The sequence below is a fragment of the Paenibacillus sp. FSL R7-0302 genome (assembly GCF_038006885.1).
Lineage (GTDB): Bacteria > Bacillota > Bacilli > Paenibacillales > Paenibacillaceae > Paenibacillus_AQ.
Genome location: NZ_JBBOWB010000002.1, coordinates 1,067,419 through 1,090,631, shown reverse-complemented (window position 1 = coordinate 1,090,631; position 23,213 = coordinate 1,067,419). Strand labels below are relative to the sequence as shown.

Below are 23,213 nucleotides of genomic sequence, written 5' to 3'. Positions count from 1 at the left end.
GGCTTCATCTCCTTCTCTGCGTATCGGTACCGGACCTGCGGCCCTTGCCCATCTCATGCAGCTTCAGGGCGAGCTGCAGCTCCAGCATATCGTCACCGTCATCCTGGCTTAGTCCCAGCAGCTCGCAGGCCCGGTCGATCCGGTAGGTGACCGTATTATAATGAGTGAACAGCTCGCCGGAGGTCCGCTTGACGTTGCGGTTGCACTTGAAATACAGCTGGAGCGTCTGTAGCAAGGAAGCATTATGCTTGCGGTCGTACTCCAGCAACGGAGCAATATACTGATCCCTGTACTCGGTGATCTCCTCCAGCTCGGGCAGATGGTACAGCAGCCGGAAGACACCCAGCTTCCGGTAATCGACATAAGACCCGCTGTAGCCGCTGATTTGGCGGATGCGGGCGATTTTGCGGGAGGATTCATAGCTGAACCGCACCTGATCAGGGCCGTCCGCAAGATCGCCAATACAGAAGGCACAGCTCCCGCTGACAAACACCCGGTTCATCTCGGCCAGCAGACGCCCCAGCGTCTCCTCCAGCGGAAGCTCCGGCTGCTCCGGCACGGTCAGCACCAGCTCCCCTTCAAGGATGGTGAGCTTCACATGCTGCAGGTCTGCCCGGGCACGCACCCTCTTCACTACCTGCTGCAGCTGCTTAAGCTCCGGCTTATCCTCCAGCCATCCGGCGGTTACAGCACGCAGCGGGCGCTCCGGGAGCGGGCAGCCGCAGGCCGCGCCGCGCAGCTTCAGATCCTCGGCAGCAGCAATCCGCCCGCTGATCCAGTCCTGCAGGAACTGGTCCACATACTTCAGCTCCACTTCCCGGCGGGCCCCGGCGTTGATCATCTCCAGGCCGACCAGCACACCGACCCGGTCAATCGTTAACTGATCCACTACCGACAGCTCGCTGTTCCACTCCAGCAGCACCAGCAGACACTGGTCTGCCCCCTTGTCATTGACGGCCGAGACATAGGCACGGATTCGCCGTTCTCCAACTGTGAGGAATGTAATGCCGAGACTGCCTTCCTGGCGAAGCTGTATCCAGGCCGGAAGCTGCTCTTCCAGCTTCAGCGCTTCCGCCTGCGGAGAACAGAAGACCTGATCGGTATCATCCAGCAGGACGACCGGATTATGCAACATTCCGTCCAGGGTCAGCAGGAAATCCTCAATGCCGTCGCCATGGAGAAGCTGCTTCGACAGCTTCTGGAAGCGGCTTTGCAGCTGCGAGAGCTCCCGTGCCTCCTGCACCAGCACCCGCTCCATAATGTCGCGGACCACATCGGAGAAGGAGGTGGAGGCGGGCAGCTCGAAGATCGGGAAGCCCAGCTGATCCGCGAGTTCCAGCGCCCTCGGCGGAATCTCATCGATATAACGTTTGGTTTTGATCCCGAGCGCGGACACCCCCTTCTGGTTCAGCTGGGGAATAATCTCTGCGATCAGCTCCGGCCGGTTATGAAAAGGGAAGCCGCTGGTAATCAGGAACTCCCCCGGACGCACCCAGTCAATGACATCGGGAACCTCCATTACATTGACCCGGTTAATATAACGCCCAAGACCCCCGGCTCCGGCCAGCAGGGCCGCTTCCTTCAGGTCGGGAATCAGCAGAATATCGCTGCAGGTCAAACCGGTAATTACATTGCTGCCCATGGCTCCGCCGCCTTTACTATAGCTTGGAAGAATAGATATCCTCGATTAGTGTAGTGCCGAAGAAGCTGTTCCCCGGCACCTCCGCCTCCGCCGGTACAAAAATACTGATCTGCTCCGAAGGAGAATCCCCTGTATTCCTGACAGAATGGACTACGCCCGCAGGCACATGGAACGTATCTCCGGCCCGGTAGCTGTACCACTCCCCGTCACATAGCAGCTTGACCTCTCCTACGGTAATATGAATGATTTCGACTACATCATGATAGTGCGGCAAGACCTGGCCGCCGATCCCCAGCTTCTCCCACAGAATCGAGCTCATCCGGATACCCAGGCGGTCCGCCTCCGTTGCCGAGACAATCTCCCGGTGATACAGCTCTATGTGATTCGGCATAAGCTCCCATGTCATATCCGCTGCTGCCAGCACTTTCGTTTCCTGTGTATGCATATTCGATTCCCCCATGATGGATAAAATGTAGTTGTATCTTACCTGCGGCGGAACACAGCCGCCACCGGCCCTCCGCCCTTCGGCCCCTGATGCTCGCCTCCGCCGGAGACGTAGATCATCGGGTCGCCGCCGACATAGGCCAGCACACCGCCGACTACAGCCCGCGCATGGCGGGTATGATTGATATCCGAGTCATCCAGCATGATATGGCGGCGTCCGCGGATGACACCATCGGGATCAGCTTCAGCCTTGGCCAGCACCTGCACCAGCTCTTCACCCGGATACCGGTCCAGCAGGCCCTGCAACGCAGCGCCATCTACTGCATCCTGCATCACGGCATGGTCGATATGGTACGGGCCGTCCGCAGACAGCGAGTTCCCGAACACAATCACTTCGCAGCAGGACAGCTCACTGCCCGCCGAAGTGGAGGCTACCGCACTGAATCGGCTCCAGTCTGTACAGATATCTTCCTCCTGTAGAGACGCACGATCCACCTCACCCAGCGCGACCCCGGCACCCAGTGCAGAAGCGCCTCTCGAATACCCCATCGATTTGTACGTATCCTCTGTCACCAGGGACGCCTGACGGCTATGTGCCTCATAGATCTGTTCAGCGGTTAGCAGCGGACACTTGATCTGTACAAAATGCACATCCTCCGGTGAGGTGATGCCCGCATCCATGACCGCACGGGCCACGGCATCCGCCACGGCGTCCACCTGAGGGAGCCGTCCCAGCTCCTCCGGCCGGAAGCTCCGGGTTCTGGCGACTCCAATGGCCAGTGACTTCAGGCCATCAGCGGCCACCCCCGGCTCCCCCTGTCCGCTGCGGCTGATAACCGTGAAATGCGGGCTGAGCACCCCTTCCGTACCTCCGGACATCACATAAGAGATGCTGGCAGCTCCTCCTTTTGCCGCTTCAGCAAAGAATCCTTTCAAGGCCATCACAGCATAGCCCCGCGTAAAATCATTCACACAACCGTTGCCCTCCGTCTTCCCCAGCACCGCGACCACTTCCTCCGGCCGGAACAGCCCCGCTTCCACCGCTGCGCCAAGGCCCGACATATCATGCGGCGCACCCGCAGGGATACGGATAACCGAGCAGTTCATCATAGATCATCGCTCCTTGTCCAGAAAATAACCCGTTTCTCCAGCAGCCCGATACACCAGAACAGCAGCAGGCCGCAGAGCGCCGAAGCAATAATGGCCGAGAACATCACCGGCGTATCCATATGATAGGAAGAGACGAGCACCACATAACCCAGCCCCTTATTCGCTCCGACGAATTCGCCAACTATGGCTCCGACAATGGCGAGCGAGGTGGAGATCTTCAGGGCAGAGAAGATATAAGGCAGACTCGTCGGCAGCCGCAGCTTCCAGAAAATTTCACTCTTCGTCCCTTTGTAGGTCGAGAACAGCTCCCAGGCTTCGTATTCAATCGCCTTAAGACCCTTAACACTATTCACCAGAATTGGGAAAAAGCAGATCAGCATCGAGGCGATTACCTTCGAGGTATACCCGGTCCCCAGCCAAACGACCAGCAGCGGGGCCAGCGCCACCAGCGGCGTAGTCTTAAGGGCGATGGCCAGCGGGAACATTCCCTTCTCTATTGGCTTGGAATGCACGAAAATCACTGCGGTAGCCAGGCCGAGGATATTGGCGAGAATGAACCCGGTCAGGGCTTCGCCCAGCGTAACCAGCGTATGCGACCAGAGCGAGCCATTAATTGCCGAGACTACCTGCGTAGGCGCAGGCAGCAGATACATCGGAACCGACAGGAGACGTACTGCCAGCTCCCAGAGCAGCAGGAAGCCGAGCGCAAACGTGACCGGGTACAGGGTGTCTTTGATTTTGACCGTCATAGATGCTTCACCCGCTTTCTCAGTTCCTTGACAATCCGGTGGAATTCCGGCAGCTCTTCCATGCCCGCCTCACGCGGGGAGGGCAACGTCACCGGAATGATATCCGTCACACCGGCGGGCCGGGGAGACATCATCACGACCCGGTCTGACAGCAGCGCGGATTCATGAATGGAGTGGGTGACCATCACAATGCTGCTTAGACTGGTCTCCGGGCTCTCCCACAGCCGCAGCAGCTCGAAATTCAGCTTCTCACGTGTCAGCTCATCCAGCGCGCCGAACGGTTCGTCCATCAGCAGCACCGTCGGATCGGCAGCCAGGGCCCGGGCAATCGCCGCCCGCTGCTGCATCCCGCCGCTGAGCTGATGCGGGAAGTGGTTCAGATAATCCTGCAGACCGACCAGGCGCAGGGCACTTTCTGCTTTTTCACGCGCCTCGGCTTTACTGAACTTCTTCTTCTCACCCAGCTCCAGCGGCAGCATGACATTCTGTAGTGCACTCAGCCACGGCATCAGGACAGGCTTCTGGAAGACCATGCCCAGGGACAGATCCGGAGAAGCATACGCCACCTCTCCACCGGCCTCCGGGCTTAACAGCCGCAGCATCAGCCGGAGTGTTGTGGATTTTCCGCAGCCGCTTGGTCCAAGAATCGAAATGAACTCATTGCGGTATACATCAAGGCTGACCTTATCCAGCACAGGCACGTTGCCGAAGGAAAGAGAGCAGTTGCGCAGGGAGAGCATGGTTTCCCGGGTACCGGGATGCTGCGCGGCGGCAGTATCCAGCTGTTCTTTGATCGCTGTTGTCATTATCGGGTCCCTCCTTATTTCAAAAACTCATTGGTGAACAATCCGCCGGTATCCTGTTCCTTTTTCACAAATCCCAGCTCGACCAGATTCTTCTGCAATGTCTCCCAAGATGCCTCGTCCATTGAGCCCAGCGGGAGCTTCTCCGGATCAAGCAACGGAATGCTGGCCTTCATCATATTGACCTCATGCTTCAGATCCAGCTTCTCGCCATATTTCAGACCGAATTCTGCCGCCTCTTCCGGATGCTTCACCGCATAATCCCAGCCCTGCATAGACGCCTGCACGAAGCTTGCGACCATCTCCGGGTCCTTCTTGATGACAGACTCCGTGGTGAATAAGGTATCGGCATAGAAATTGATGCCATAGTCGTTCGGGTCGATAATATTCACTTCCTTGCCCTGCTCCTCTACAGCCAGCACTTCATTAATGACATAGCCGGGCCAGGCCTTGACCTGCCCGGTCAACAGCGGACTCAGATCGTATTTGACCGGCATCTCTTCGATTTGCGAAGGGTCGATGCCCGCGCTTTTCTCCATGGCCCGGAAGGTCAGCTCTTCGTTGCCGCCCAGCTTAATGCCTACCTTTTGCCCGACAAGGTCCTCCATCGTCTTGATCCCGGACTCTTTGAGTGTGAACATGACGAACGGGGTTTTGCGGTAGATCGCGGATAACGCTTTGACAGGGACGCCTTTCTCTCTGGCGATGACGACCTGGTCGGCACCCGTAACTCCGAACTCCTCACTGCCGGAAGCTACCATCTGCACAGCGGGGAAATCCGAGCCCCCCGGGCGGATCTCAACATCCAGCCCCGCTTCTTTATAGAAGCCTTTTTCCACCGCGGTATAAAAGCCGGCAAACTGCGCCTGGTGAATCCACTTCAGCCGGAGCACCACCTTCTTCAGCTCGCCTGAGCCTTCCGCTCCCTGGCCTTCGGCCTTACCGGCTTCCGTAGTGTTACCGCAGGCGGTCAGGAGCAGCATCAGCGAGGTTAACAGCATCAGCGCTTTCGTTCTGGACTTGTTCCACATGGTTATTCCCCCGTTTATGAATGATTTAGTATTGCTCCAGCGCACGCAGCACCGCTTGTGAATCACTTACACTGCCGAACACCCCGCCCTGCATTTGAACCATACTGAGTGCCGCCAGGTGATTCGCTTCATCCGTCGCTCCCGTACAATCTGCAAGAATCAGGCACTCATACCCGCGGTCATTAGCTTCCCGCATCGTGGTGTGTACACAGACATCGGTCGTAATACCGGTCAGAATCAGATGGGTAATTCCTTTATTCTTCAGGATCAGGTCCAGGTCCGTTGCGTAAAAGCTCCCTTTGCCCGGCTTGTCTATAATGTACTCTCCGCCAGCAGGCGCCAGCTCCTCAATGATCTGCCAGCCGCGCTCCCCCCGCACGAGGATTCGTCCCGCCGGTCCTTCGGAGCCGATCTCGGCCCCAATCTGGCGGCTGCGCCACCGTTTGTTCGCCGGCAGATCCGACAGATCCGGCTTATGCCCCTCGCGGGTATGGATCACGGTGAACCCTTCAATCTCCCGGATACGTGCCAGCAGCCGCTGAATGGGCTGAATCGCCCTCGCTGTTAATGAGAGGTCATAACCCATTCTCTCGACGTAACCGCCCTTGCCGCAAAAATCCGTCTGCATGTCGATAATCATCAGCGCTGTCTTCGCCGGGTCCACAGCCCCGTCATAAGGCCAGATGTAAGGTGTTGCTGCAATCTGCATGGTTTATGCTCCTCTCCTGATGTCGCTATCTCTATTAATGTTATATTAGTTAACATTAATTCGCGTTTCCTTGGTATGAGTTAGATTATATTACAATGAATTTGGGATGTCTTCGGTTTTATTACGAAATAATACACTGAATGTTTGTGTTTATTTACATAGTTAACATATACATAACATTTATACTCGCAATACTCCTTATCAAAAAGGAACACTCCGGGTCTTACCAAGCCCAGAGTGTCCCAACAGTTCAATGCTCACACTTCCCCCCTTCTGCCTCTTCCATAAGCTGTAAGCGCTGGGAAACCAGTTTTTTTGTCGAAATAGAGCTGCATATTTCGAGTTTTTTGATAAATAGGCATAATATAGTTGAAAAATAGCTCTTTAAGTACTAGAATTAAGCTTGTTTGCAGAAGTTAATGACGCATAAGAACTATTTATGATTCTTTTTGTCGATTGCAGTCGACCACTATTCATTGCCTCTACAGGATGTATATCATTGATCTATTTCTAAAGGCAAACTCCCCGAAAGGGCAGGACGCAAAGCTATGGGCCTAAGAACGCCAGAATCTGCGTTTACGGTTGCCAGGCTGCCAATAGAGACCACTTAAGCCAGCTGTTCAGGAGGGGAAGCCTCCCAGGCTTGATGATGTTCTTTTTCTGTACGAATTGCCATTGATCATACGAAAAAGTGAGGTTACAACCATGCCGCAGCAGGATATCGAACCAAGCCGATATGAATTCGTAGAGTCCCTGATGCTCGAACGTAAAGGTCTCCTGGATTCATTCTCTGTGGAGGGCCGGACTTCTGACGGGACAACTGGAGATAAGAATGGAATTATCCTCGTGCAGGACAACCAGATATTTATTACTCCCCCGCTCCCCGGAGGTGCTCCCGCCCGCATTTCTGCGATCCACCCTGTTGTCCTGAAGATCAACTGGAAGACCGTTACAGAACCAACCGAGGTGACCAGGGCGGATTATATCACTTGGGAGATCTGTGAGAAGCCGCAATATGAAATTACCGTATCGCCTGACAAGCTCAAGGTCCACTTCACTTTATACCGTGCAGAGAAGTACGCCTGGAATCTGGTCAACTGTCCTGCCGCCTTCGAAGCGGTTGTCCGTGCCCAGCCCAATCCGGCGATGCTGCTGTCCACGCTCACCATAGAACAGATTATCGCCTCACTGGACAACCGTTTTATTCTGCGCAACCTGAACATTCCCGCCCTGTACGCGGAGCTGGAGAACCCTACATATCTTCCCGTATGCATCGCTGAAGGAAGATCCCCGCTGCCCGGCAAGGAAGCCCGGCTGGAATTCCTGCTGCCGGAGCATACACTGGAGGGGAACCGGATGCTTCAGGGACAGGGAGCCCCGGGTCAGAAGCCTGAGGATACCATGGAGTATCTCCGTTTCCCGGGAGCCCCCTTTACCTTTGCAGGCGAAGTCTTCGCCCGCAAACTGCCGCCCGAAGAAGGCATTCCCGGCCTCGACACAGAAGGAAGGGTACTGCCCCCTCCCCCGCCGCAGGATCTCTACTTTGCTGCCGGTAATCATGCCAAGCTCCTTCCCTGCGGTCATATCGTGGCCCGGCATACCGGCAGACCCCGCATCTGCGGAGGAAACAGCAGCGTCCGGATATGTGACTTCCCTCCGGCCTGTCTGCTGACCAGCGAGATGACCGATCCTGCGGGCGATGTTATGTTCGCAGGTGACATCATTGTACCGGGAGATCTGGAAGGACCTGTACGGGTTGAAGCCCTCGGGAATGTGTACGTCTATGGCGATATCCGCCAATCTACAATTATAGCCACCGGCAGTATTTACGTTAGCGGCCAGGTCACCGGCAGCGGCCTGTACGCCGGACACGCCGGGGTACTGCAGCATCGTCTGCATAGCCTCGCAAGCCTGCTGCGGACAGAGACGGACGGACTGCTGGAGGCAGCGCGCCAGCTGGCCAAGAATGTGGAATCCCGCCAGCAATCCGTGAATTACGGCCTGGTAGTCATGCTGCTGCTGGAGGATAAATACAGCCACCTCGGCAGCCTGATCCGTGATCTTCAGGCTGCCCTGAGCCGTATGAACGGAGAGTTCGGCTCCGGCACAGACCCGCTCCGGCAGATGCTTGAGGTATTCGCCCATCCGGGACAATTCACCGGGTACATCACAGACAATGTGCTAAGCCGCTTCTCCAGGCTGCTCCTCAAGCTGGGCGAGGAGATTGAGCTGCTCCAGGAGGAGCATGCGGTGATTAATCTTGCCCGGTCGCAGGAGAGCCGCCTGGAGTCCGGCGGCAAGCTGCTTGTGCGTGATTCTGCTAAGACTACTACTATATAAGGAGAAGTGAGAGCGTGAGATATAACCGTCTGGGCAATAGCGGCCTGCAGGTGTCCGCCCTGGGTCTTGGAACCAATTCCTTCGGCAAACGGGCAGATCAGGAGACCTCGGTCCGCATTCTGCACACCGCTATGGATCAGGGCATCAATTTCATCGATACTGCCAATATCTATGCCGGCTCTGAATCGGAGCGGATCATTGGCCTTGCGCTTGAAGGCAGACGCCATAACGCTGTGCTGGCGACCAAGGCCGGATTGCCGAAGCATGAGGGACCCGGCGGCAGCGGCTCTTCGCGCCATCATCTGATGCAGGAGCTGGAGGGCAGCCTGCGCCGGCTGAAGACCGACTATGTGGATCTGTACCAGATTCACACCTTCGACCCCTACACACCGCTGGAGGAAACACTGCGCACACTGGATGATCTGATCTCCGCAGGCAAGGTGCGGTATATCGGAGCCTCCAATTATGCCGCCTGGGAGCTGATGAAGGCGCTCGGAATCAGCGATGCGCGTAACTGGGCGAAATACATCTCTATCCAATGCAGCTATTCGCTGGCTGACCGCACGCCCGAAGCCGAGCTGCTTCCGCTCTGCCTGGATCAGGGTCTGGGCATCATCCCATACTTCCCTCTGGCGGGCGGCATTCTTACCGGCAAATATGCCGGCAGCAGCAGTGCCCCTGCCGGCTCCAGAGCAGAGACCGATCCGAACTTCCGCCGCTTCCTTACCCCGGAGCGCATCTCGCTCGGGGAGCAGGTTCAAGCAATTGCGGAGGAGATGGGCACTTCACCTGCGGCTCTATCCCTGGCCTGGCTGATGAACCGGCCCGCCGTCTCCACAGTGATTGTCGGCGCAACTACAGTAGAGCAGGTACAGCATAATCTGCAGAGTCTCTCTGCTTCACCGGATGCAGGAACACTTGAGCAGCTTGACCAGGCCAGCGCCGCCCTCCGCACCGGCGAGCCGTTTGCAGTCTACCGGCTGCCGTAAACGCTGACGGTGATGTTCATATCCATACACAAAAGCGAGCCTCCGTATACGGAGACTCGCTTTTGTGTATTTTGGCTAATGCTGAATCTGTATGGTATCAGACCGCAGCAATGAACCGCTCCATGTCTTCCTGTACGGTAGTAATCCCGCCGATACCGAAGGTATCGACCAAGACCTTGGCTACATTAGGCGACAGGAACGCCGGAAGTGTAGGACCCAGGTGAATGTTCTTCACGCCCAGATGCAGCAGGGCCAGCAGTACGATGACCGCCTTTTGCTCATACCAGGCAATGTTATAGGAGATCGGAAGATCGTTGATATCCGCAAGACCGAACACTTCCTTCAGCTTAAGCGCTATAACCACAAGGGAATAGGAGTCATTGCACTGGCCGGCATCAAGCACGCGGGGAATTCCGCCGATATCGCCAAGCGCCAGCTTGTTATATTTGTATTTGGCACAACCTGCGGTAAGGATCACCGTGTCACTAGGCAGCTCTGCTGCGAAGTCAGTGTAATAATTCCGGCTCTTCATCCGTCCATCGCAGCCGGCCATGACGAAGAATTGCTTGATGGCGCCGCTCTCTACCGCTCCAACCACCTGATCCGCCACATTCATTACAGCCGCATGGGCGAAGCCGCCGATAATCTCGCCTGTCTCAATCTCCACCGGAGCACTGCAGCTCTTGGCCTGCTCGATCAGGGGTGAGAAATCCTTCTCTCCGTCCGCGCCTGCCGCGATATGCTGAATTCCCGGATACCCGGTGTTGCCTGTCGTGTACAGCCGGTCTTTGTAGCTGTCCTTCGGCGGCACGATGCAGTTCGTGGTCATCAGAATCGGACCATTGAAGCTGGCGAATTCCTCATTCTGCTTCCACCATGCATTGCCGTAGTTGCCAACGAAATGGCTATACTTCTTGAAGGCCGGATAGTAGTGGGCCGGCAGCATCTCACTGTGCGTATACACATCCACTCCGGTACCCTCGGTCTGCTTCAGCAGCGCCTCCATATCCTTAAGGTCATGACCGCTGATCAGAATACCAGGATTCGTGCCTACACCAATGTTCACTTTGGTAATCTCAGGGTTGCCGTAGGCTGCGGTGTTCGCACGGTCAAGCAAGGCCATCACATCTACACCGAACTTGCCGCATTCCAGCACCAGAGCCGTCAGCTCACCGCCGCTCAGACTGTCATCAAGGGCAGCAGCCAAGCCTTTTTCCATAAAAGCATGGGCTCCTGCTTCATAGAAGCCCAATACCGCAGCATGCTCCATGTAAGCAGCCATCCCCTTCAGACCGTAGGTCAGCAGTTCGCGCAAGGAACGGATATCCTCATGTTCTGTAGCTAACACACCTACCGTTGCCGCCTTGTCCATCATCTCTTCATCAGTCATTACATTCCAGTTCGCCGCGTCATGATCAGACAGATACGCCGCCACTCCGGCATCCGCCACCCTGCTGCGCCACGTATCCCGCAGGGCCAGACCCTCGCGGATCTTCGCGGTGAAATATTCCGGCACAAAGTTGGCGTTGGTAATCGTAGCGAACAAGCTCTCTATAATAAATCTCTCCGTCACCGGATCAGTAATCCCCAGCTCACGCCCGCTGCGCGCGAAGACGGCAATGCCCTTAAGTGTATACACCAGAAGATCCTGCAGATTCGCTACCTCACTGGTCTTGCCGCACACCCCCTGAATCGTACAACCCGTCCCCTTAGCTGCCTCCTGACACTGGAAACAAAACATTTCGCTCATTACCTGAATCACTCCTTATCATTAATGGAATAGCTCTGTGCCTCGCCTTTACAGTTACCAATAATTGTAGTAGACTTTCGTCTATCAATCGGTAACGAATGTTACCAATCACAACACATCGGGAGGAAAAGTATGAGACCGGAGCCTGCTTCGCTGCAATCCTGCCTGCTATTTCGCGGAAAGTCCGTAGAAGAGATCGAACAGCTGCTGCATACGCTGGCTTACGCTGTCAGCTCCTACCATAAGAAGGCGATTATTCTGGCAGAGGGCGATCCGGCGGACCGGCTTGGGATTCTGCTCTCTGGCCGCATTGAGGTGCAGAAGACACATCCCACCGGCAGCAGTGTGACCATCGCGCATCTGAAGGAAGGGCAGACGATCGGCGAAGCCGTATTGTTCCGCAGGAATAACACCGTGCCCGCTACGGTTACAGCCACAGGTCCCTGCAAGGTGATGTTCATCAGCAAGCAGGAGCTGCTGAGATTATTCGCGGCCGACACCGATATCCTTACCCGCTTCATCGAGAATCTGTCCGAGCGGCTGGTGCTCGTGAACCGGAAGATTGAGAACCTGTCCGCCGGACCGCTGCGCCGCCGTATCGTAGACTTCCTGCTGGAACAGGGAGAACAACAGGAATCCGATACCCTGAAGCTTCCCTTCAGCCGGAAGGAATGGGCTGAGCATATGAATACCGCCCGCCCTTCCTTGTCGCGGGAGCTGGGATTCCTGCGCGACCAGGGCTGGATCGAATTCAAGGGCAATGAAATCACCCTGCTGAACCGGAGCCGGATGCATGATTACATCCAGACTCTGCCCTCTTCGGCAGGCAATCTATAGGAACCGCAAATCACCAAGGAGGATACAAGCATGCCACCATACACTGCACAACAGATCGACCGGCTGCTGGCTGAGCACAGACAATGGTTCACCAGCGGAGTCACGAGAACCCCCGGCTTCCGGCTGGAGCAGCTTCAGAAGCTGAAGGATGCCATCTCACGCAATGAAGCCCGGATTATCGCTGCACTGAACCAGGATCTGCATAAAAGCGAGTTCGAGGCTTACGCCACAGAGATCGGATTCACGCTGGACAGCATCGGCTATATGATGAAGCATCTACGGCGCTGGATGAAGCCGGTGAAGGTAGGCTCACCGCTGCACCTGTTCCCGGCACGGAGCAGAATCATAGCCGAGCCTTACGGGACGGTGCTAATTATCGGGCCGTTCAACTACCCGTTCCAACTGCTGATCGAGCCGTTAATCGGCGCCATTGCCGCCGGGAACTGCGCCGTACTGAAGCCTTCCGAGAGTACACCCGCTACCTCCGCTGTCATCGAGGATATGATCCGGGAGACCTTTGATCCCGCCTATATCCGGGTAGTACAGGGCGAGAAGGAAACGACGAATCTGCTGATTCATGCGGCGTTCGATTATATTTTTTTCACCGGGAGTGTGCCTGTAGGCAGAATTGTCATGGAAGCGGCGGCGAAGAACCTGGTGCCAGTCACCCTTGAGCTGGGCGGCAAAAGCCCCGTAATCGTAGACCGGAGCGCCGACCTGGAGACCGCAGCGAAGCGGATTGTCTGGGGGAAGCTGATCAATGTGGGGCAGACCTGTATTGCGCCTGATTATCTGCTGGTCCATAGCGAGGTGGCAGCGGAGCTGATCGAACGGATGAAGCGCTGCGTCACCGATTTCTATGGCACTGATATCCGGCATAACACAGACTATGGACGGATTGTGAATGAACGCCAGCTGCGGCGGATCGGGGAGATGCTGGAGCGGGACCGCGATAAGCTGATTCTGGGCGGGACAGTGATTCCTGAGGAGCTGTACATCGAGCCGTCCCTGATCTATCCGGCGGATTGGAGTGACGCTTCCATGGAGGACGAGATCTTCGGGCCTGTGCTGCCGATTATGGAGTATACCCGGCTGGAGGAGGCCATCCAGAGTATCAATGCCCGTCCGAAGCCGCTTGCCCTCTATCTGTTCACCCGCGATAAGCAGGTGGAGCAACAGGTAATGACTGAGGTGTCCTTCGGCGGCGGCTGCATTAACGATACCATCTCCCATGTAGCCAGCACCCGGCTGCCGTTCGGCGGTGTCGGGAATTCCGGGATCGGCGGCTACCACGGCAAATACAGCTTCGACCTCTTTTCCCATCACAAAAGCATTGTTAAGCGGGGCACCCGTCTTGATCTCGGCATTGTCTACCCGCCCTACGGCAGCAAGGTCAAGCTGGCGCGGAAGCTGCTGAAATAGCGCTAACTTACCTCAACCCGCCATCCGCCCAGCGACCCAGCCCGCGACCTCTTTCTCTGGAATAGGCTTGCTGATATAGTAGCCCTGAATCTTGTCACAGCGGGTCCGCTCCAGAAAAGCAAGCTGCTCCGGGGTCTCCACCCCTTCAGCCGTAACGTTCAGTCCCATATCATGGCCGATGGTGACGATGGAGCTGGCCAGCGACCTATTGTTCGGGGTATCGATGCTGTCGATGAAGGACTTGTCGATCTTCAGGGTAGTAATCGGGAGCTGCTTCAGATAGCTGAGTGAGGAATAGCCCGTTCCGAAGTCATCCAGCGCAATGCCAATGCCCCTCTCCTTGAGCGCCTCCAGCTTGGAGCTGATCGCCTCGAAGGATTCCATGAAGATCGATTCCGTAATCTCCAGCTCCAGATGCTCCGGCGCAAGCCCGGTATCCTCCAGCACGCTCAGCACCATCTCTGTGAAGTCATCCTGCATCAGCTGAATGACGGAGATATTGACCGAGATATGATAGCCCTCATAGCCCTGATTCTGCAGATCCTTGGTGAACCGGCAGGCAGCCCGCAGCACCCACTCCCCTATGGGGATGATCAGGCGGCAGTCCTCGGCAATGCGGATGAAGGATAAGGGGGAGACGAAGCCGAGCACCGGGCTGTTCCAGCGGATCAGCGCCTCGAAGCCCCAGAGCTCACCGGAGCCGGTATCCACCAGCGGCTGGTAATGCAGCGACAGCTCATTATTGGATACCGCGCTTCTTAAGTGATTCTCAATAATCATCCGTTCGTCAAAATACTGCTGCATCTCCTGCCCGTAGATCATATAGCTGCCTTTGCCCGCTTCTTTGGCCTTGTACATGGCAATGTCTGCATTCTTCAGCAGCTCTTCCGCACTCTTCCCGTTCTCCGGGTATTGGGCAATCCCGATACTGGCCGAGATATGCACCACACTTGCATGAAGCTGGAATGGCTCCATGAAGCCCTGTACCAGTGAATCCGCATAGCGGATCACCTCTCCTGCTTCCGCCACATCCTTGAACAGAATCACAAACTCATCGCCGCCGAAGCGAAAATGCTTACTGCGCCCGTCAGAGCGGCTAAGCAGCCGTTCCCCGACCTGCACCAGCAGCTCATCCCCGAAGGTATGGCCCATGGAGTCATTAATGTACTTGAAGTTATCGAGATCCAGGAAGAACAACGCCGCATGTCCGCCGGAATGCTCTTCAATGAATTGTTGCAGCTCCTCGGCTAACGACAGCCGGTTCGGCAGACCGCTAAGCACGTCATTATAAGCCAGCAGCCGGTATTTCTCCTCACTGGTCTGCAGCAGCGCCTGATTCTCCACCACCTTGTTATACTGCTCCAGCAGCTCATCCTGCAGGGCAGTCAGCTCCTCATAGGTCGATTCCAGCTCCTGATAGCTCGTCTGCAGCTTACTCTCATAACCCTTGCGGTCCGTGACATCCACCATCGACCCGGCAAACCGGATATATCCGCCGCCCGCATTACGCAGCACCTTGCCCCGGGCCTGAAACCACTTGTATTCGCCTGCCTTGCTCCGCATCCGGTATTCAGCGTAGTAGTAAGAAGAACGACCCTCCAGATGCTGGATACGCAGCCGGTTCTCCTGCTCGGCATCCTCCGGATGGAGAATATCCCGCCAGCCGCCGCGGCTCTCATTAAGCTCATCCCGGGCATATCCCAGCACCTCATACCAGCTGTCCGAGAAATAATAGATCATGGTAGACATGTCAACGTCCCAGATTACCGCATCTGAGCCGTAGGTTGCCAGGCTGAAGCGTTCATTGCTTTTTTCCAGATTGCTTCTGATCCTTCTGACCAGCTGCACATAGAATAACAACACCAGAATGAAGGTTACCAGCACCGCAAAAGCAGCCACGATGCTCAGCACCAGCACCTTGTAGGTCTGATAGAAGGAGAACGGCTCGTTAATCACTTCGCTGCCCTTCGGCAGCTTATCCGGTGATATCTTGAACCGCTGCAGCTCATTGTAATCAAACACCTTGCGTACATTGCTGTCGGTCACCACCGGGATATCCCCGGCACGCTCCCCCTTCAGGATACGCAGTGCCAGATCGGCCGCCGTCTGCCCCTGCATTCTGCCGCTGATCAGGCTCCCGCCGAAGGCGCCGTGGTTCAATGCAAAATCATAGATATGGTACACCGGAACACTGCTGCTCTTGCCCAGCTCGATTGCGAACCTGTCGAATTCCACAATTCTTCCGGTAGAGTCACTATAATATGTAGTCATCAGCACAATACTGTCCGGGGACAGCGCAGCTGCCGTGGCTGTGATCTGTTCCATGGACAAGCGGTTCATGGGGAACAGCTCAAGCCCCGGATTCAAGGCGCTAATCTGATCCATCACCATCCGGCCGGTTGACAGTCCGCTCTCCGAATTATCGAAGACGACATACACCTTTTTCAGCGAAGGGTTGAGGTCCATCGCCATACGGATGGTGGGTGCCGCATCGATTTTCTCAATAACGCCTGTCATGTTGCTCAGGTCCCCGATACTGGATACCCCCAGCTCATTGACCCCGCTGAAAATAACCGGAGCATCGTTCAGAAGCTCATGGCGGTACTTCATTGCGAAGCTCAGGGCCGCATCGTCCGTTGTAATGATCGTATGAATAGGGATGTTCTGATACTTGAAGCGGATGGTTTCGTAGAAATGTTCGAGGTTCCCCTGCGTGGGGTACCTTTTCCAGTCCATGTATTCGGTGTAGATGACGGGAGGATTAGCTGTGCCCTTGAGACGTTCCTCTATTCCGGCACTTTGGTCATCAGTCCAAGCAAAGCCCTTCTGATAGGAATGCAGCACCAGCACGTTCCGGGCGGGAAGCTCCCCGGCTGCGGCGTATGCAGCTCCTGCCGGTCCTGTTATACACAGGAAGATCAGCAGAGGCAAGAGCAAGCTTCTTAACAACCTGAGATGAATATGATCTACACTCATTCGCACACTCCCGTTCATCTATCTATAATCGGAATCTGACAAGTAGAAGGATAATGTATACATGAGGCTTCATTACGGGGACTGCTTTGATACAATTATAGGGGGTAAAGGTGTTTTTAGAAACAACAAAAAGCGACAGCAGCCGCCGATATTGGACAGAGCAGACCGCTCACGTTAGAATGAATCTGCAGTTGACTGCTCAGACAGGAGGCCATGCCATGCCGACCATCAAAGACGTTGCGCTGAAGGCTGGCGTATCGGCAACCACCGTATCCCGGGTACTGAACAACAGGGGTTACTTAAGCGAGGAATTGAAGCACAGGGTGCACCAGGCGATGGAGGAGCTGAATTACCGGCCGAACGAACTGGCCCGCTCCCTTAGCCGCTCGAAATCCAACATCATCGGACTGATTATTCCGCATGTGTCTTTGCCTTTTTTCGGCGAATTGACCAGTCATATTGAAGAACATGCCTACCGGGAAGGCTATAAGCTGCTGCTCTGCAATTCGTGGCAGGACAAGCAGAAGGAACAGGAATACATCCACATGCTGCGCGCAAGCCGGGTAGACGGCATTATTATGGGCAGCCATACACTGGAGGTGGAAGCCTACCGGCAGATGAATCTGCCGCTGGTGACGTTTGACCGGCAGATCTCACCGGATATCCCTTATGTCTGCTCGGATAATTATGAGGGAGGCAAGCTGGCTACCACTCTTCTGATTCAAAAAGGCTGCCGTCACCTCGCCCATATCGGCGGGCATCCCAAGCTGAATATCTTATCCCATCTGCGCTGCGTGGCCTTCGAGGATATGGCGAAGCAGCACAGCCTGGAGTATGTCACCCTCCATACCGACAACAACAGCTTCGACTTCGAAGCTTACGAGCAGCTGCTCGGTCAGCTCTTTGCGGAGCATCCTGAGGTGGACGGGATTTTTGCGGGCAGCGATATCATCGCCGCCTATGCCCTGAAGGCCTGCCGTACCAGAGGACGGCGCGTCCCGGAGGATGTGAAGATCGTCGGCTATGACGGCATTATGCTCCGCAGCCTGCTCGACCCGCATATCACCACCATCCGCCAGCCGATGGAAGCGATCGGCAAGCTCACCGTGGACCTGATCCTGCAGCAGGTGCAGGGCCAGAGCGTGGCCGCCGCGCACATTCTGCCTGTGGAGCTGGAGGAGGGGGGGACTACCTGAGAGGGCTGCTACTTGAAGGGCTACTATCGAACAAACCCCCATACATCGCCGCGACAGCAAGCTCCAGTGTGTCAGGATCAAGGACAACAAATTCATGGTCACGTGGCGACTTACTAAAGAACGACCAGCCTTGCGGCAAAATCTTAATTAGAACGTTCTTCTCGCCGCTTGTGCTGATCACACTTTCAGAAAAGAAATTTAGCCACCTAAAGAAGAATAATAAAACATCACAATCAAATAACAAATAACGGAAAAGCTCCTCTCCTTCCTTCTCGAATGCATCAATTAGACTGAAAATTAAAGTTGTGGACTGGCGGCGTGCGTTAAGCCAACGGGCAGAGCTTAGACTTTTTTACTAAAAGAGGGTTTTGTGGTATTATATGTAATTATGAGTTGTGAAATAAATGGAATGGGGATTCAAAATATGGAACGTAAAATTCAACTAATGGAAACCTACGTAAATATCGACCTTGGAAACTCACCCTTTTTAAAAATAGATACAGGGTTGCAAATTCCATACTCTTTCATCAAGGGAATAACAACAGGCAGACCGATACCAAATGCTTTTAAACTATATGGTGCTTTATTAGGAGAAAAGAGAAATGGGTTATTTAGATCAAAAGGTGGTTTTCAACTGCACTTTTTTGAGAATGAGCTAGAAACTCTTCATTTCGATTTGGATAGCTTTAAAGTTGGTAAATTCAAAATATCAAAGTTGATCATTGGCATTAAAGATCCTGAAGAAATAAGTAAAAATATTTCCGAAAGAGTTGAATTAACGTCGAATGATAGTTGAACAAGTATAGCACTCCGGCACTCTGCTTTTTCCTAGAAGTAAGGATCTTTTTTGCCCTGACGGCTTCACCGCTCCTCTTTGCCATAAGCTCTCTTGCGAGATATTCTGCTGTCTTTGCTCTTCATGCGAAGGCATCGGTTTCCTCTCTCCTTTCGGTTCTGCCCTTCCGGTTTCTGGCGTTCCGTACTCCCGTACTATGGCATCTGCTGACTATGATTTTGTCATGTTGTGATGACTCATCCGACTATCCCTACCTCAAATTGAGTTCGTATACCTTGGTTCGTGCATTTACCTCCAGCTTCCTTCAGATTCCGCCTCGCGGCGGACACCCTTGCTCTTGGCTAACGGTAGGCTTTCGCCAGCCCCCGTCCGGGACTTTCACCCTAGTGATGGCGCCCATGCTGGGCGTACACCGAAAGAAGAGGCTGTCTCAAAAGTCATGAAATGGCTGCTTGTGACAGCTCTTTATTGCGGAGTGGGACCAACCTGAGCACTTAGGTGGACGCTCCGCAAACGGACCGTTGTTCCAATCGCTGTTGTGTCCAGATTTTTTTCATTCCCCTTAGCGGTGAAAATCCGGACACAAAGGCGACCGCTTCCGCTTTTACACAATCGTTCCGTCCGCACCGCTGCTTAAGCGGGAAACCACTCATCCATGCTAAAAAAGAAACAAAAAAATCGCTCAGAGGGCGTTCGGCAGTTGCGTAAGGAGGTGTTGCCTTAAAAGACGACCCATTAGCTGTACGCTGAATGACAGAACCGGAAATTGCTTGGACACCTGAAGAACAATCGAGGCTTCCGGAGATTTCTGCAAGTGGCTGTCGTCGCTCATAGAAAATTACTTTTGGGACAGCCCCTTCATTTCTCCATCGGGCCTGTTTCCGGCCGATTCAATGGGATTTATCCCCTTCATTTTCCCATCCGGCCCGTTTCCGGCTGATTTAATGGGATTTATCCCCTTCATTTCCACATCCGACCCGTTTCCGGCTGATTTAATGGGATTTATCCCCTTCATTTCCCCGTATAGCCCGCTTCCGGCCAAAGCCGAAACAGAAGAGGCTGCCCAAACAGCCATTGCATGGCTATGGGACAGCCCCTTGTTTAATCTCATAGTAAGTGGTGTGTTGCATGAACAAAATCGACTTTTGAGTAATTAACGTTCTATTCCTCGCCAGCACATTGTATTCGCTTTTTCGCATACATTTGGTCCACTAGTCCTCGCTTAACAAATTGTATTCGCATACAGCCGGCCACGCGCCCGCTCCCTGACTGTACGGACAGCAATCCCACTGCCCGATGCCGCCTACCGCCAGCGGCTAACGCGCGAACAGCTCAAGCAGCTTCCCTGCGTCCAGCTCCGCCGTAGAGGGCAGCACCAGGTCGGCCGCGCCAAGCTGCTCGGCCTCCCCTATGCCCACAGCCTTCATGCCCGCCGCGCGGATCGCGGCCACGCCTGCGGCTGCATCCTCCACGCCGATGCAGTTGCCCGGCGGAACACCCAGCCGCTCTGCCGCCTGCAGGAAGATCTCCGGATCGGGCTTGCCCTTCCGGAGCGCAGCCGGGTCGGCAACGGCCTGGAACCACCGGGCTGCGCCGAGGCGCTCCAGAATCAGCGGCGCATTCAGGCTGGCCGAGGCCAGCCCCACGGAGATTCCCCGCTCGTGCAGGGAATCGAGCAGCTCCCTGATCCCCGGCAGGAGGTCCGCCGGGGTGATACGGCCGATCATCTGCCGGTAATGATCGTTCTTCTGCTCCGCCAGCCGGAGCTTCCCGGCCTCAGGCAGCTTCGCAAGGCCGCTACCCTCCAGCACAATCTCCAGCGACTCCATCCGGCTGACGCCCTTCAGCCGTTCATTCTTTTCCCGGCTGAAGGGTATACCCTGCTCATCCGCGAGGGCCTGCCAGGCCAGATAATGAGCTTCGGCGGAATCCGTAATCACGCCGTCGAGATCGAAGATTACGGCCTCCAGCCGGTGCGCCAGCGAAATCCTCACCGGCTCCTGCGGAAGCAGCCGCAGCGGCTGCTTCTTATGCCTGATCCCAAGCCCCGTCCCCTCCAGCAGCGTATACAACACGGCCTCACGGTCAACGAAGACATCCAGCAGCTGACCGCCCACTGTAACCTTGAAGCGGTAGCTCTCCCACTGCTCCGGCAGAGCCGGATCGAAGCTCAACTCTCCGTCGTACAGCCGCATGCCGCCGAAGCCGTTCACAATCGACATCCATGACCCGGCCATTGCCGCCATATGCAGCCCGTCCTTGGCATTGTAGTTGATATCGTCCAGATCCATCCGTACCGTGCGGCTGAAATAACGGTATGCCCCGGCCAGATCGCCGATCTCCGCAGACATAATACTGTGGATGCACGGAGACAGCGAGGAGTCATGCGTCGTCAGCGGCTCATAATAATGGTAGTTGCGCAGCTTATCCGCCAGGCTGAACTTGTTCCCGAGCAGGAACAGAGCCATTACCAGATCGGCTTGCTTCAGCACCTGATGCCGGTAGATCACCAGCGGGTGATAGTGGAGCAGCAGCGGATACTTATCCGCAGGCGTATGCTCGAAATCCCATTTTTGCTTACTCAGAAAGGTGTCATCCTGGGCATAGATCCCGAGCTGCTTGTCAAAAGGAATGAACATCCGTGCTGCGGCCTCTCTCCAACCCTCCGCCTCTTCAAGAGTTAGCCCGATCGCCTGCCGCAGCCGTTCGTAATCCGCCGGATACTCCCGCTGAAGCAGCAGCGCCGTCTCATAGGTATACTGGAGCTGATCCTGCACCATGAGGTTGGTGTAAGCATTGTTATTCACAATCGCCGTATATTCATCCGGCCCTGTTACTGCATCAATGCAGAAGGCCCCTCCGTGCGCGGGGTTGTAGTGGCCCAGATCGGCCCAGAACCTTGAGGTCTCGAACAGCATCTCCGCACCCCGGCTAACCAGAAAATCCATATCGCCTGTGGCCTGGACATATTGCTTCAGGCCGTAGGCAATGTCGGCATTGATATGCGCCTGGGCAGTGCCTGCGGGGAAGTAAGCGGAGTTCTCCTCGCCGTCAATGGTCCGCCACGGGTACAGCGCCCCCTTCTGCGACATGACCGCTGCCCGCTCTCTGGCCTTGCCGAGCGTAGCATAACGGAATTCCAGCAGCGCACGGGCGATCTCCGGCTGCGTGAAGGTGAAGAACGGCAGCATGTACATCTCCGTATCCCAGAAATAATGCCCCTCATAGCCTTCGCCGGTTAAGCCCTTGGCTCCGATATTCGTTGCTCCGTCCCGGCCCACGGATTGCAGCAGCTGATAAGCATTGAAGCGGATGCCCTGCTGGAGTGCAGGATCACCGCTAATCTCCACATCCGCATGTGCCCAGTAGCTGTCCAGATACGCCTGCTGCTCCCCGGCCAGACCGGCGAAGCCCAGCTCATTGGCCAGCGCCAAGACTTCAGCACTCCGGCCGGGCAGCTCCTCCTCCCTGTAATCCCTGGAGGTATGATACGTTATATATTTGGTAAGCGTCACCGTCTCTCCGCTGCGGACAGCAGCGGCGTAACAGACGGAGATGCGCTGCCCGATCAATTGGTGGCTCATCTCGCGCCCGGACTTCGCCTGCAGTGCATGGCTGACAGCGGTCAGCAGCGCAAACCGCGTGTGGCGGGTGCGCTGCTTCATCCACAGCTTCCGGGCGGCAGCGTCATATCCGGTATCCTCCAGCAGCAGGCGGGACTCGCCGCCGCCCGCCCCCAGCCTCGGGTCACCGGTAACCTCAGGCCGGGCAATCTCGCCGTCCACCGCTGAATCGAACTTCAGTGTCCCGGAGAAGTTCAGCGCCGTCACCGCATAGTCGATAGCGGCCAGATGCTTATGCGTCAAGGCAACCATCCGGCGGATCACCAGCAGTACCCGGTGTCCGTCGGGAGACTCCCACTCCAGCTCCCGGTGCAGCATACCGCTCCGCATATCCAGCCGGCGCTTATACCGGTGCAGCTTCCCCTGATCCAGCCGGAACTCATGGCCTTCGATGCTCAGCCGGATGATACGGGCATCGCTCACATTCAGCATGGCCTGGTTGCGGGAGGGGTATCCGAAGGCCCCCTCAGGATAGACAACCGGCTCAGAATCAAAGAAGCCGTTCAGATAATTCCCGGCTACCGAAGCCCCAGCCTTGCCGTGATAGCCTTCCTCGAAATTCCCGCGCATGCCGATATAGCCGTTGCCTAGTGCGAAGACACTCTCGCTCCGCTGATTGTATTCATCCTCGTAGTGTTCCTCTTCGATACTCCACTCCCTGTAAGGATATAGGGCGGGAGGATGCTCACAGGACTTCATCTTTATGTTCATCTCCGTGCGTATCTCCGTACTTATCTCCGCACTGATCTCCGGTCTCATCTTCGTATTCTCCTCCCGATTGCCGACTTCTCTTGTC

The 23,213-nt window shown here is 55.6% G+C and carries 18 protein-coding genes and 1 riboswitch; of the genes, 6 read left to right on the top strand and 12 right to left on the bottom strand.

Annotation, left to right across the window (positions count from 1 at the left end):
* Nucleotides 1–4 precede the first annotated feature (4 nt).
* From MKY96_RS30630 to biuH, 7 genes are read right to left on the bottom strand one after another with little or no spacing between them, the layout of a single operon-like run.
* Nucleotides 5–1,642: a PucR family transcriptional regulator gene (locus tag MKY96_RS30630; RefSeq protein WP_340946358.1), complete on the bottom strand. Its 1,638-nt coding sequence runs from the start codon at nucleotides 1,640–1,642 to the stop codon at nucleotides 5–7.
* A 16-nt stretch (nucleotides 1,643–1,658) separates the two neighbouring features.
* Entirely contained in the window at nucleotides 1,659–2,087 is a 429-nt protein-coding gene (locus MKY96_RS30625) for a cupin domain-containing protein (RefSeq protein WP_340946357.1), read from the bottom strand.
* A 38-nt stretch (nucleotides 2,088–2,125) separates the two neighbouring features.
* Nucleotides 2,126–3,196 (bottom strand): ring-opening amidohydrolase, encoded by a 1,071-nt coding sequence (locus MKY96_RS30620; protein ID WP_340946356.1) that lies wholly within the window; start codon nucleotides 3,194–3,196, stop codon nucleotides 2,126–2,128.
* Nucleotides 3,193–3,945: an ABC transporter permease gene (locus MKY96_RS30615; RefSeq protein WP_036728133.1), complete on the bottom strand. Its 753-nt coding sequence runs from the start codon at nucleotides 3,943–3,945 to the stop codon at nucleotides 3,193–3,195. Before MKY96_RS30615 ends, MKY96_RS30620 begins: the two co-directional genes overlap by 4 nt.
* Nucleotides 3,942–4,751, bottom strand: coding sequence for an ABC transporter ATP-binding protein (locus MKY96_RS30610; protein WP_340946354.1), 810 nt, complete (start codon nucleotides 4,749–4,751; stop codon nucleotides 3,942–3,944). Before MKY96_RS30610 ends, MKY96_RS30615 begins: the two co-directional genes overlap by 4 nt.
* A 14-nt stretch (nucleotides 4,752–4,765) precedes the next feature.
* The gene (locus MKY96_RS30605) at nucleotides 4,766–5,779 is read right to left on the bottom strand and encodes an ABC transporter substrate-binding protein (protein ID WP_340946352.1); all 1,014 of its coding nucleotides are present in this window, start codon (nucleotides 5,777–5,779) and stop codon (nucleotides 4,766–4,768) included.
* Nucleotides 5,780–5,804: 25 nt separating this feature from the next.
* Nucleotides 5,805–6,488 carry a biuret amidohydrolase gene (gene biuH / locus MKY96_RS30600; RefSeq protein ID WP_340946351.1) on the bottom strand — a complete coding sequence of 228 codons (684 nt, stop codon included), beginning with the start codon at nucleotides 6,486–6,488 and terminating at the stop codon, nucleotides 5,805–5,807.
* 505 nt (nucleotides 6,489–6,993) lie between these two features.
* Nucleotides 6,994–7,086, top strand: a riboswitch (cyclic di-GMP riboswitch).
* A 77-nt stretch (nucleotides 7,087–7,163) separates the two neighbouring features.
* Between biuH and MKY96_RS30595 the strand changes: the two genes are divergently transcribed.
* Together MKY96_RS30595 and MKY96_RS30590 are read left to right on the top strand one after the other, a co-directional pair.
* Nucleotides 7,164–8,828 carry a flagellar assembly protein A gene (locus tag MKY96_RS30595; RefSeq protein WP_340946349.1) on the top strand — a complete coding sequence of 555 codons (1,665 nt, stop codon included), beginning with the start codon at nucleotides 7,164–7,166 and terminating at the stop codon, nucleotides 8,826–8,828.
* Between the two features lie 14 nt (nucleotides 8,829–8,842).
* Nucleotides 8,843–9,817 carry an aldo/keto reductase gene (locus tag MKY96_RS30590; RefSeq protein WP_340946348.1) on the top strand — a complete coding sequence of 325 codons (975 nt, stop codon included), beginning with the start codon at nucleotides 8,843–8,845 and terminating at the stop codon, nucleotides 9,815–9,817.
* Nucleotides 9,818–9,914: 97 nt separating this feature from the next.
* On the opposite strand, the gene hcp is transcribed toward MKY96_RS30590, so the two are convergent.
* The gene (gene hcp, locus MKY96_RS30585) at nucleotides 9,915–11,567 is read right to left on the bottom strand and encodes a hydroxylamine reductase (RefSeq protein WP_340946347.1); all 1,653 of its coding nucleotides are present in this window, start codon (nucleotides 11,565–11,567) and stop codon (nucleotides 9,915–9,917) included.
* Nucleotides 11,568–11,699: 132 nt separating this feature from the next.
* Here hcp and MKY96_RS30580 point away from each other — a divergent pair, with 132 nt between their 5' ends.
* Nucleotides 11,700–12,404, top strand: a complete 705-nt coding sequence (locus MKY96_RS30580; protein ID WP_340946345.1) for a Crp/Fnr family transcriptional regulator — start codon at nucleotides 11,700–11,702, stop codon at nucleotides 12,402–12,404.
* Between the two features lie 30 nt (nucleotides 12,405–12,434).
* On the top strand, nucleotides 12,435–13,826 hold the full coding sequence (locus MKY96_RS30575) for an aldehyde dehydrogenase (protein ID WP_340946343.1): 1,392 nt from the start codon (nucleotides 12,435–12,437) through the stop codon (nucleotides 13,824–13,826).
* Nucleotides 13,827–13,838: 12 nt separating this feature from the next.
* Here the strand turns inward: MKY96_RS30575 and MKY96_RS30570 are convergent, their stop codons facing one another.
* Entirely contained in the window at nucleotides 13,839–16,802 is a 2,964-nt protein-coding gene (locus tag MKY96_RS30570; RefSeq protein WP_340946341.1) for an ABC transporter substrate binding protein, read from the bottom strand.
* Between the two features lie 218 nt (nucleotides 16,803–17,020).
* On the opposite strand from MKY96_RS30570, the gene MKY96_RS30565 reads away from it, so the two are divergent.
* Nucleotides 17,021–17,998 (top strand): LacI family DNA-binding transcriptional regulator, encoded by a 978-nt coding sequence (locus MKY96_RS30565; RefSeq protein ID WP_340946340.1) that lies wholly within the window; start codon nucleotides 17,021–17,023, stop codon nucleotides 17,996–17,998.
* Here MKY96_RS30565 and MKY96_RS34020 read toward each other — a convergent pair.
* A complete protein-coding gene (locus MKY96_RS34020) occupies nucleotides 17,991–18,179 on the bottom strand; it encodes a hypothetical protein (protein WP_445671513.1) in 189 nt (62 codons plus the stop codon). The two genes, MKY96_RS30565 and MKY96_RS34020, sit on opposite strands and share 8 nt — an antisense overlap.
* A 243-nt stretch (nucleotides 18,180–18,422) precedes the next feature.
* Between MKY96_RS34020 and MKY96_RS30560 the strand changes: the two genes are divergently transcribed.
* Nucleotides 18,423–18,794: a hypothetical protein gene (locus MKY96_RS30560; protein ID WP_340946339.1), complete on the top strand. Its 372-nt coding sequence runs from the start codon at nucleotides 18,423–18,425 to the stop codon at nucleotides 18,792–18,794.
* A gap of 838 nt (nucleotides 18,795–19,632) precedes the next feature.
* Here MKY96_RS30560 and MKY96_RS30555 read toward each other — a convergent pair.
* A complete protein-coding gene (locus tag MKY96_RS30555) occupies nucleotides 19,633–19,869 on the bottom strand; it encodes a hypothetical protein (RefSeq protein ID WP_340946337.1) in 237 nt (78 codons plus the stop codon).
* 241 nt (nucleotides 19,870–20,110) lie between these two features.
* Entirely contained in the window at nucleotides 20,111–23,176 is a 3,066-nt protein-coding gene (gene pgmB, locus MKY96_RS30550) for a beta-phosphoglucomutase (RefSeq protein WP_340946336.1), read from the bottom strand.
* Between the last annotated feature and the right edge of the window lie 37 nt (nucleotides 23,177–23,213).

What these genes read in the sequence shown, in the direction of transcription:
- MKY96_RS30565 (WP_340946340.1), top strand. Translation starts at nt 17,021, where the DNA reads ATGCCGACCATCAAAGACGTTGCGCTGAAGGCTGGCGTATCGGCAACC.
- MKY96_RS30570 (WP_340946341.1), bottom strand. Translation starts at nt 16,802, where the DNA reads ATGAGTGTAGATCATATTCATCTCAGGTTGTTAAGAAGCTTGCTCTTG.
- MKY96_RS30560 (WP_340946339.1), top strand. Translation starts at nt 18,423, where the DNA reads ATGGAACGTAAAATTCAACTAATGGAAACCTACGTAAATATCGACCTT.
- biuH (WP_340946351.1), bottom strand. Translation starts at nt 6,488, where the DNA reads ATGCAGATTGCAGCAACACCTTACATCTGGCCTTATGACGGGGCTGTG.
- MKY96_RS30605 (WP_340946352.1), bottom strand. Translation starts at nt 5,779, where the DNA reads ATGTGGAACAAGTCCAGAACGAAAGCGCTGATGCTGTTAACCTCGCTG.
- MKY96_RS30575 (WP_340946343.1), top strand. Translation starts at nt 12,435, where the DNA reads ATGCCACCATACACTGCACAACAGATCGACCGGCTGCTGGCTGAGCAC.
- MKY96_RS30625 (WP_340946357.1), bottom strand. Translation starts at nt 2,087, where the DNA reads ATGCATACACAGGAAACGAAAGTGCTGGCAGCAGCGGATATGACATGG.
- MKY96_RS30610 (WP_340946354.1), bottom strand. Translation starts at nt 4,751, where the DNA reads ATGACAACAGCGATCAAAGAACAGCTGGATACTGCCGCCGCGCAGCAT.
- pgmB (WP_340946336.1), bottom strand. Translation starts at nt 23,176, where the DNA reads ATGAGACCGGAGATCAGTGCGGAGATAAGTACGGAGATACGCACGGAG.
- MKY96_RS30630 (WP_340946358.1), bottom strand. Translation starts at nt 1,642, where the DNA reads ATGGGCAGCAATGTAATTACCGGTTTGACCTGCAGCGATATTCTGCTG.
- MKY96_RS30555 (WP_340946337.1), bottom strand. Translation starts at nt 19,869, where the DNA reads ATGGCTGTTTGGGCAGCCTCTTCTGTTTCGGCTTTGGCCGGAAGCGGG.
- MKY96_RS30615 (WP_036728133.1), bottom strand. Translation starts at nt 3,945, where the DNA reads ATGACGGTCAAAATCAAAGACACCCTGTACCCGGTCACGTTTGCGCTC.
- MKY96_RS30620 (WP_340946356.1), bottom strand. Translation starts at nt 3,196, where the DNA reads ATGATGAACTGCTCGGTTATCCGTATCCCTGCGGGTGCGCCGCATGAT.
- MKY96_RS30580 (WP_340946345.1), top strand. Translation starts at nt 11,700, where the DNA reads ATGAGACCGGAGCCTGCTTCGCTGCAATCCTGCCTGCTATTTCGCGGA.
- hcp (WP_340946347.1), bottom strand. Translation starts at nt 11,567, where the DNA reads ATGAGCGAAATGTTTTGTTTCCAGTGTCAGGAGGCAGCTAAGGGGACG.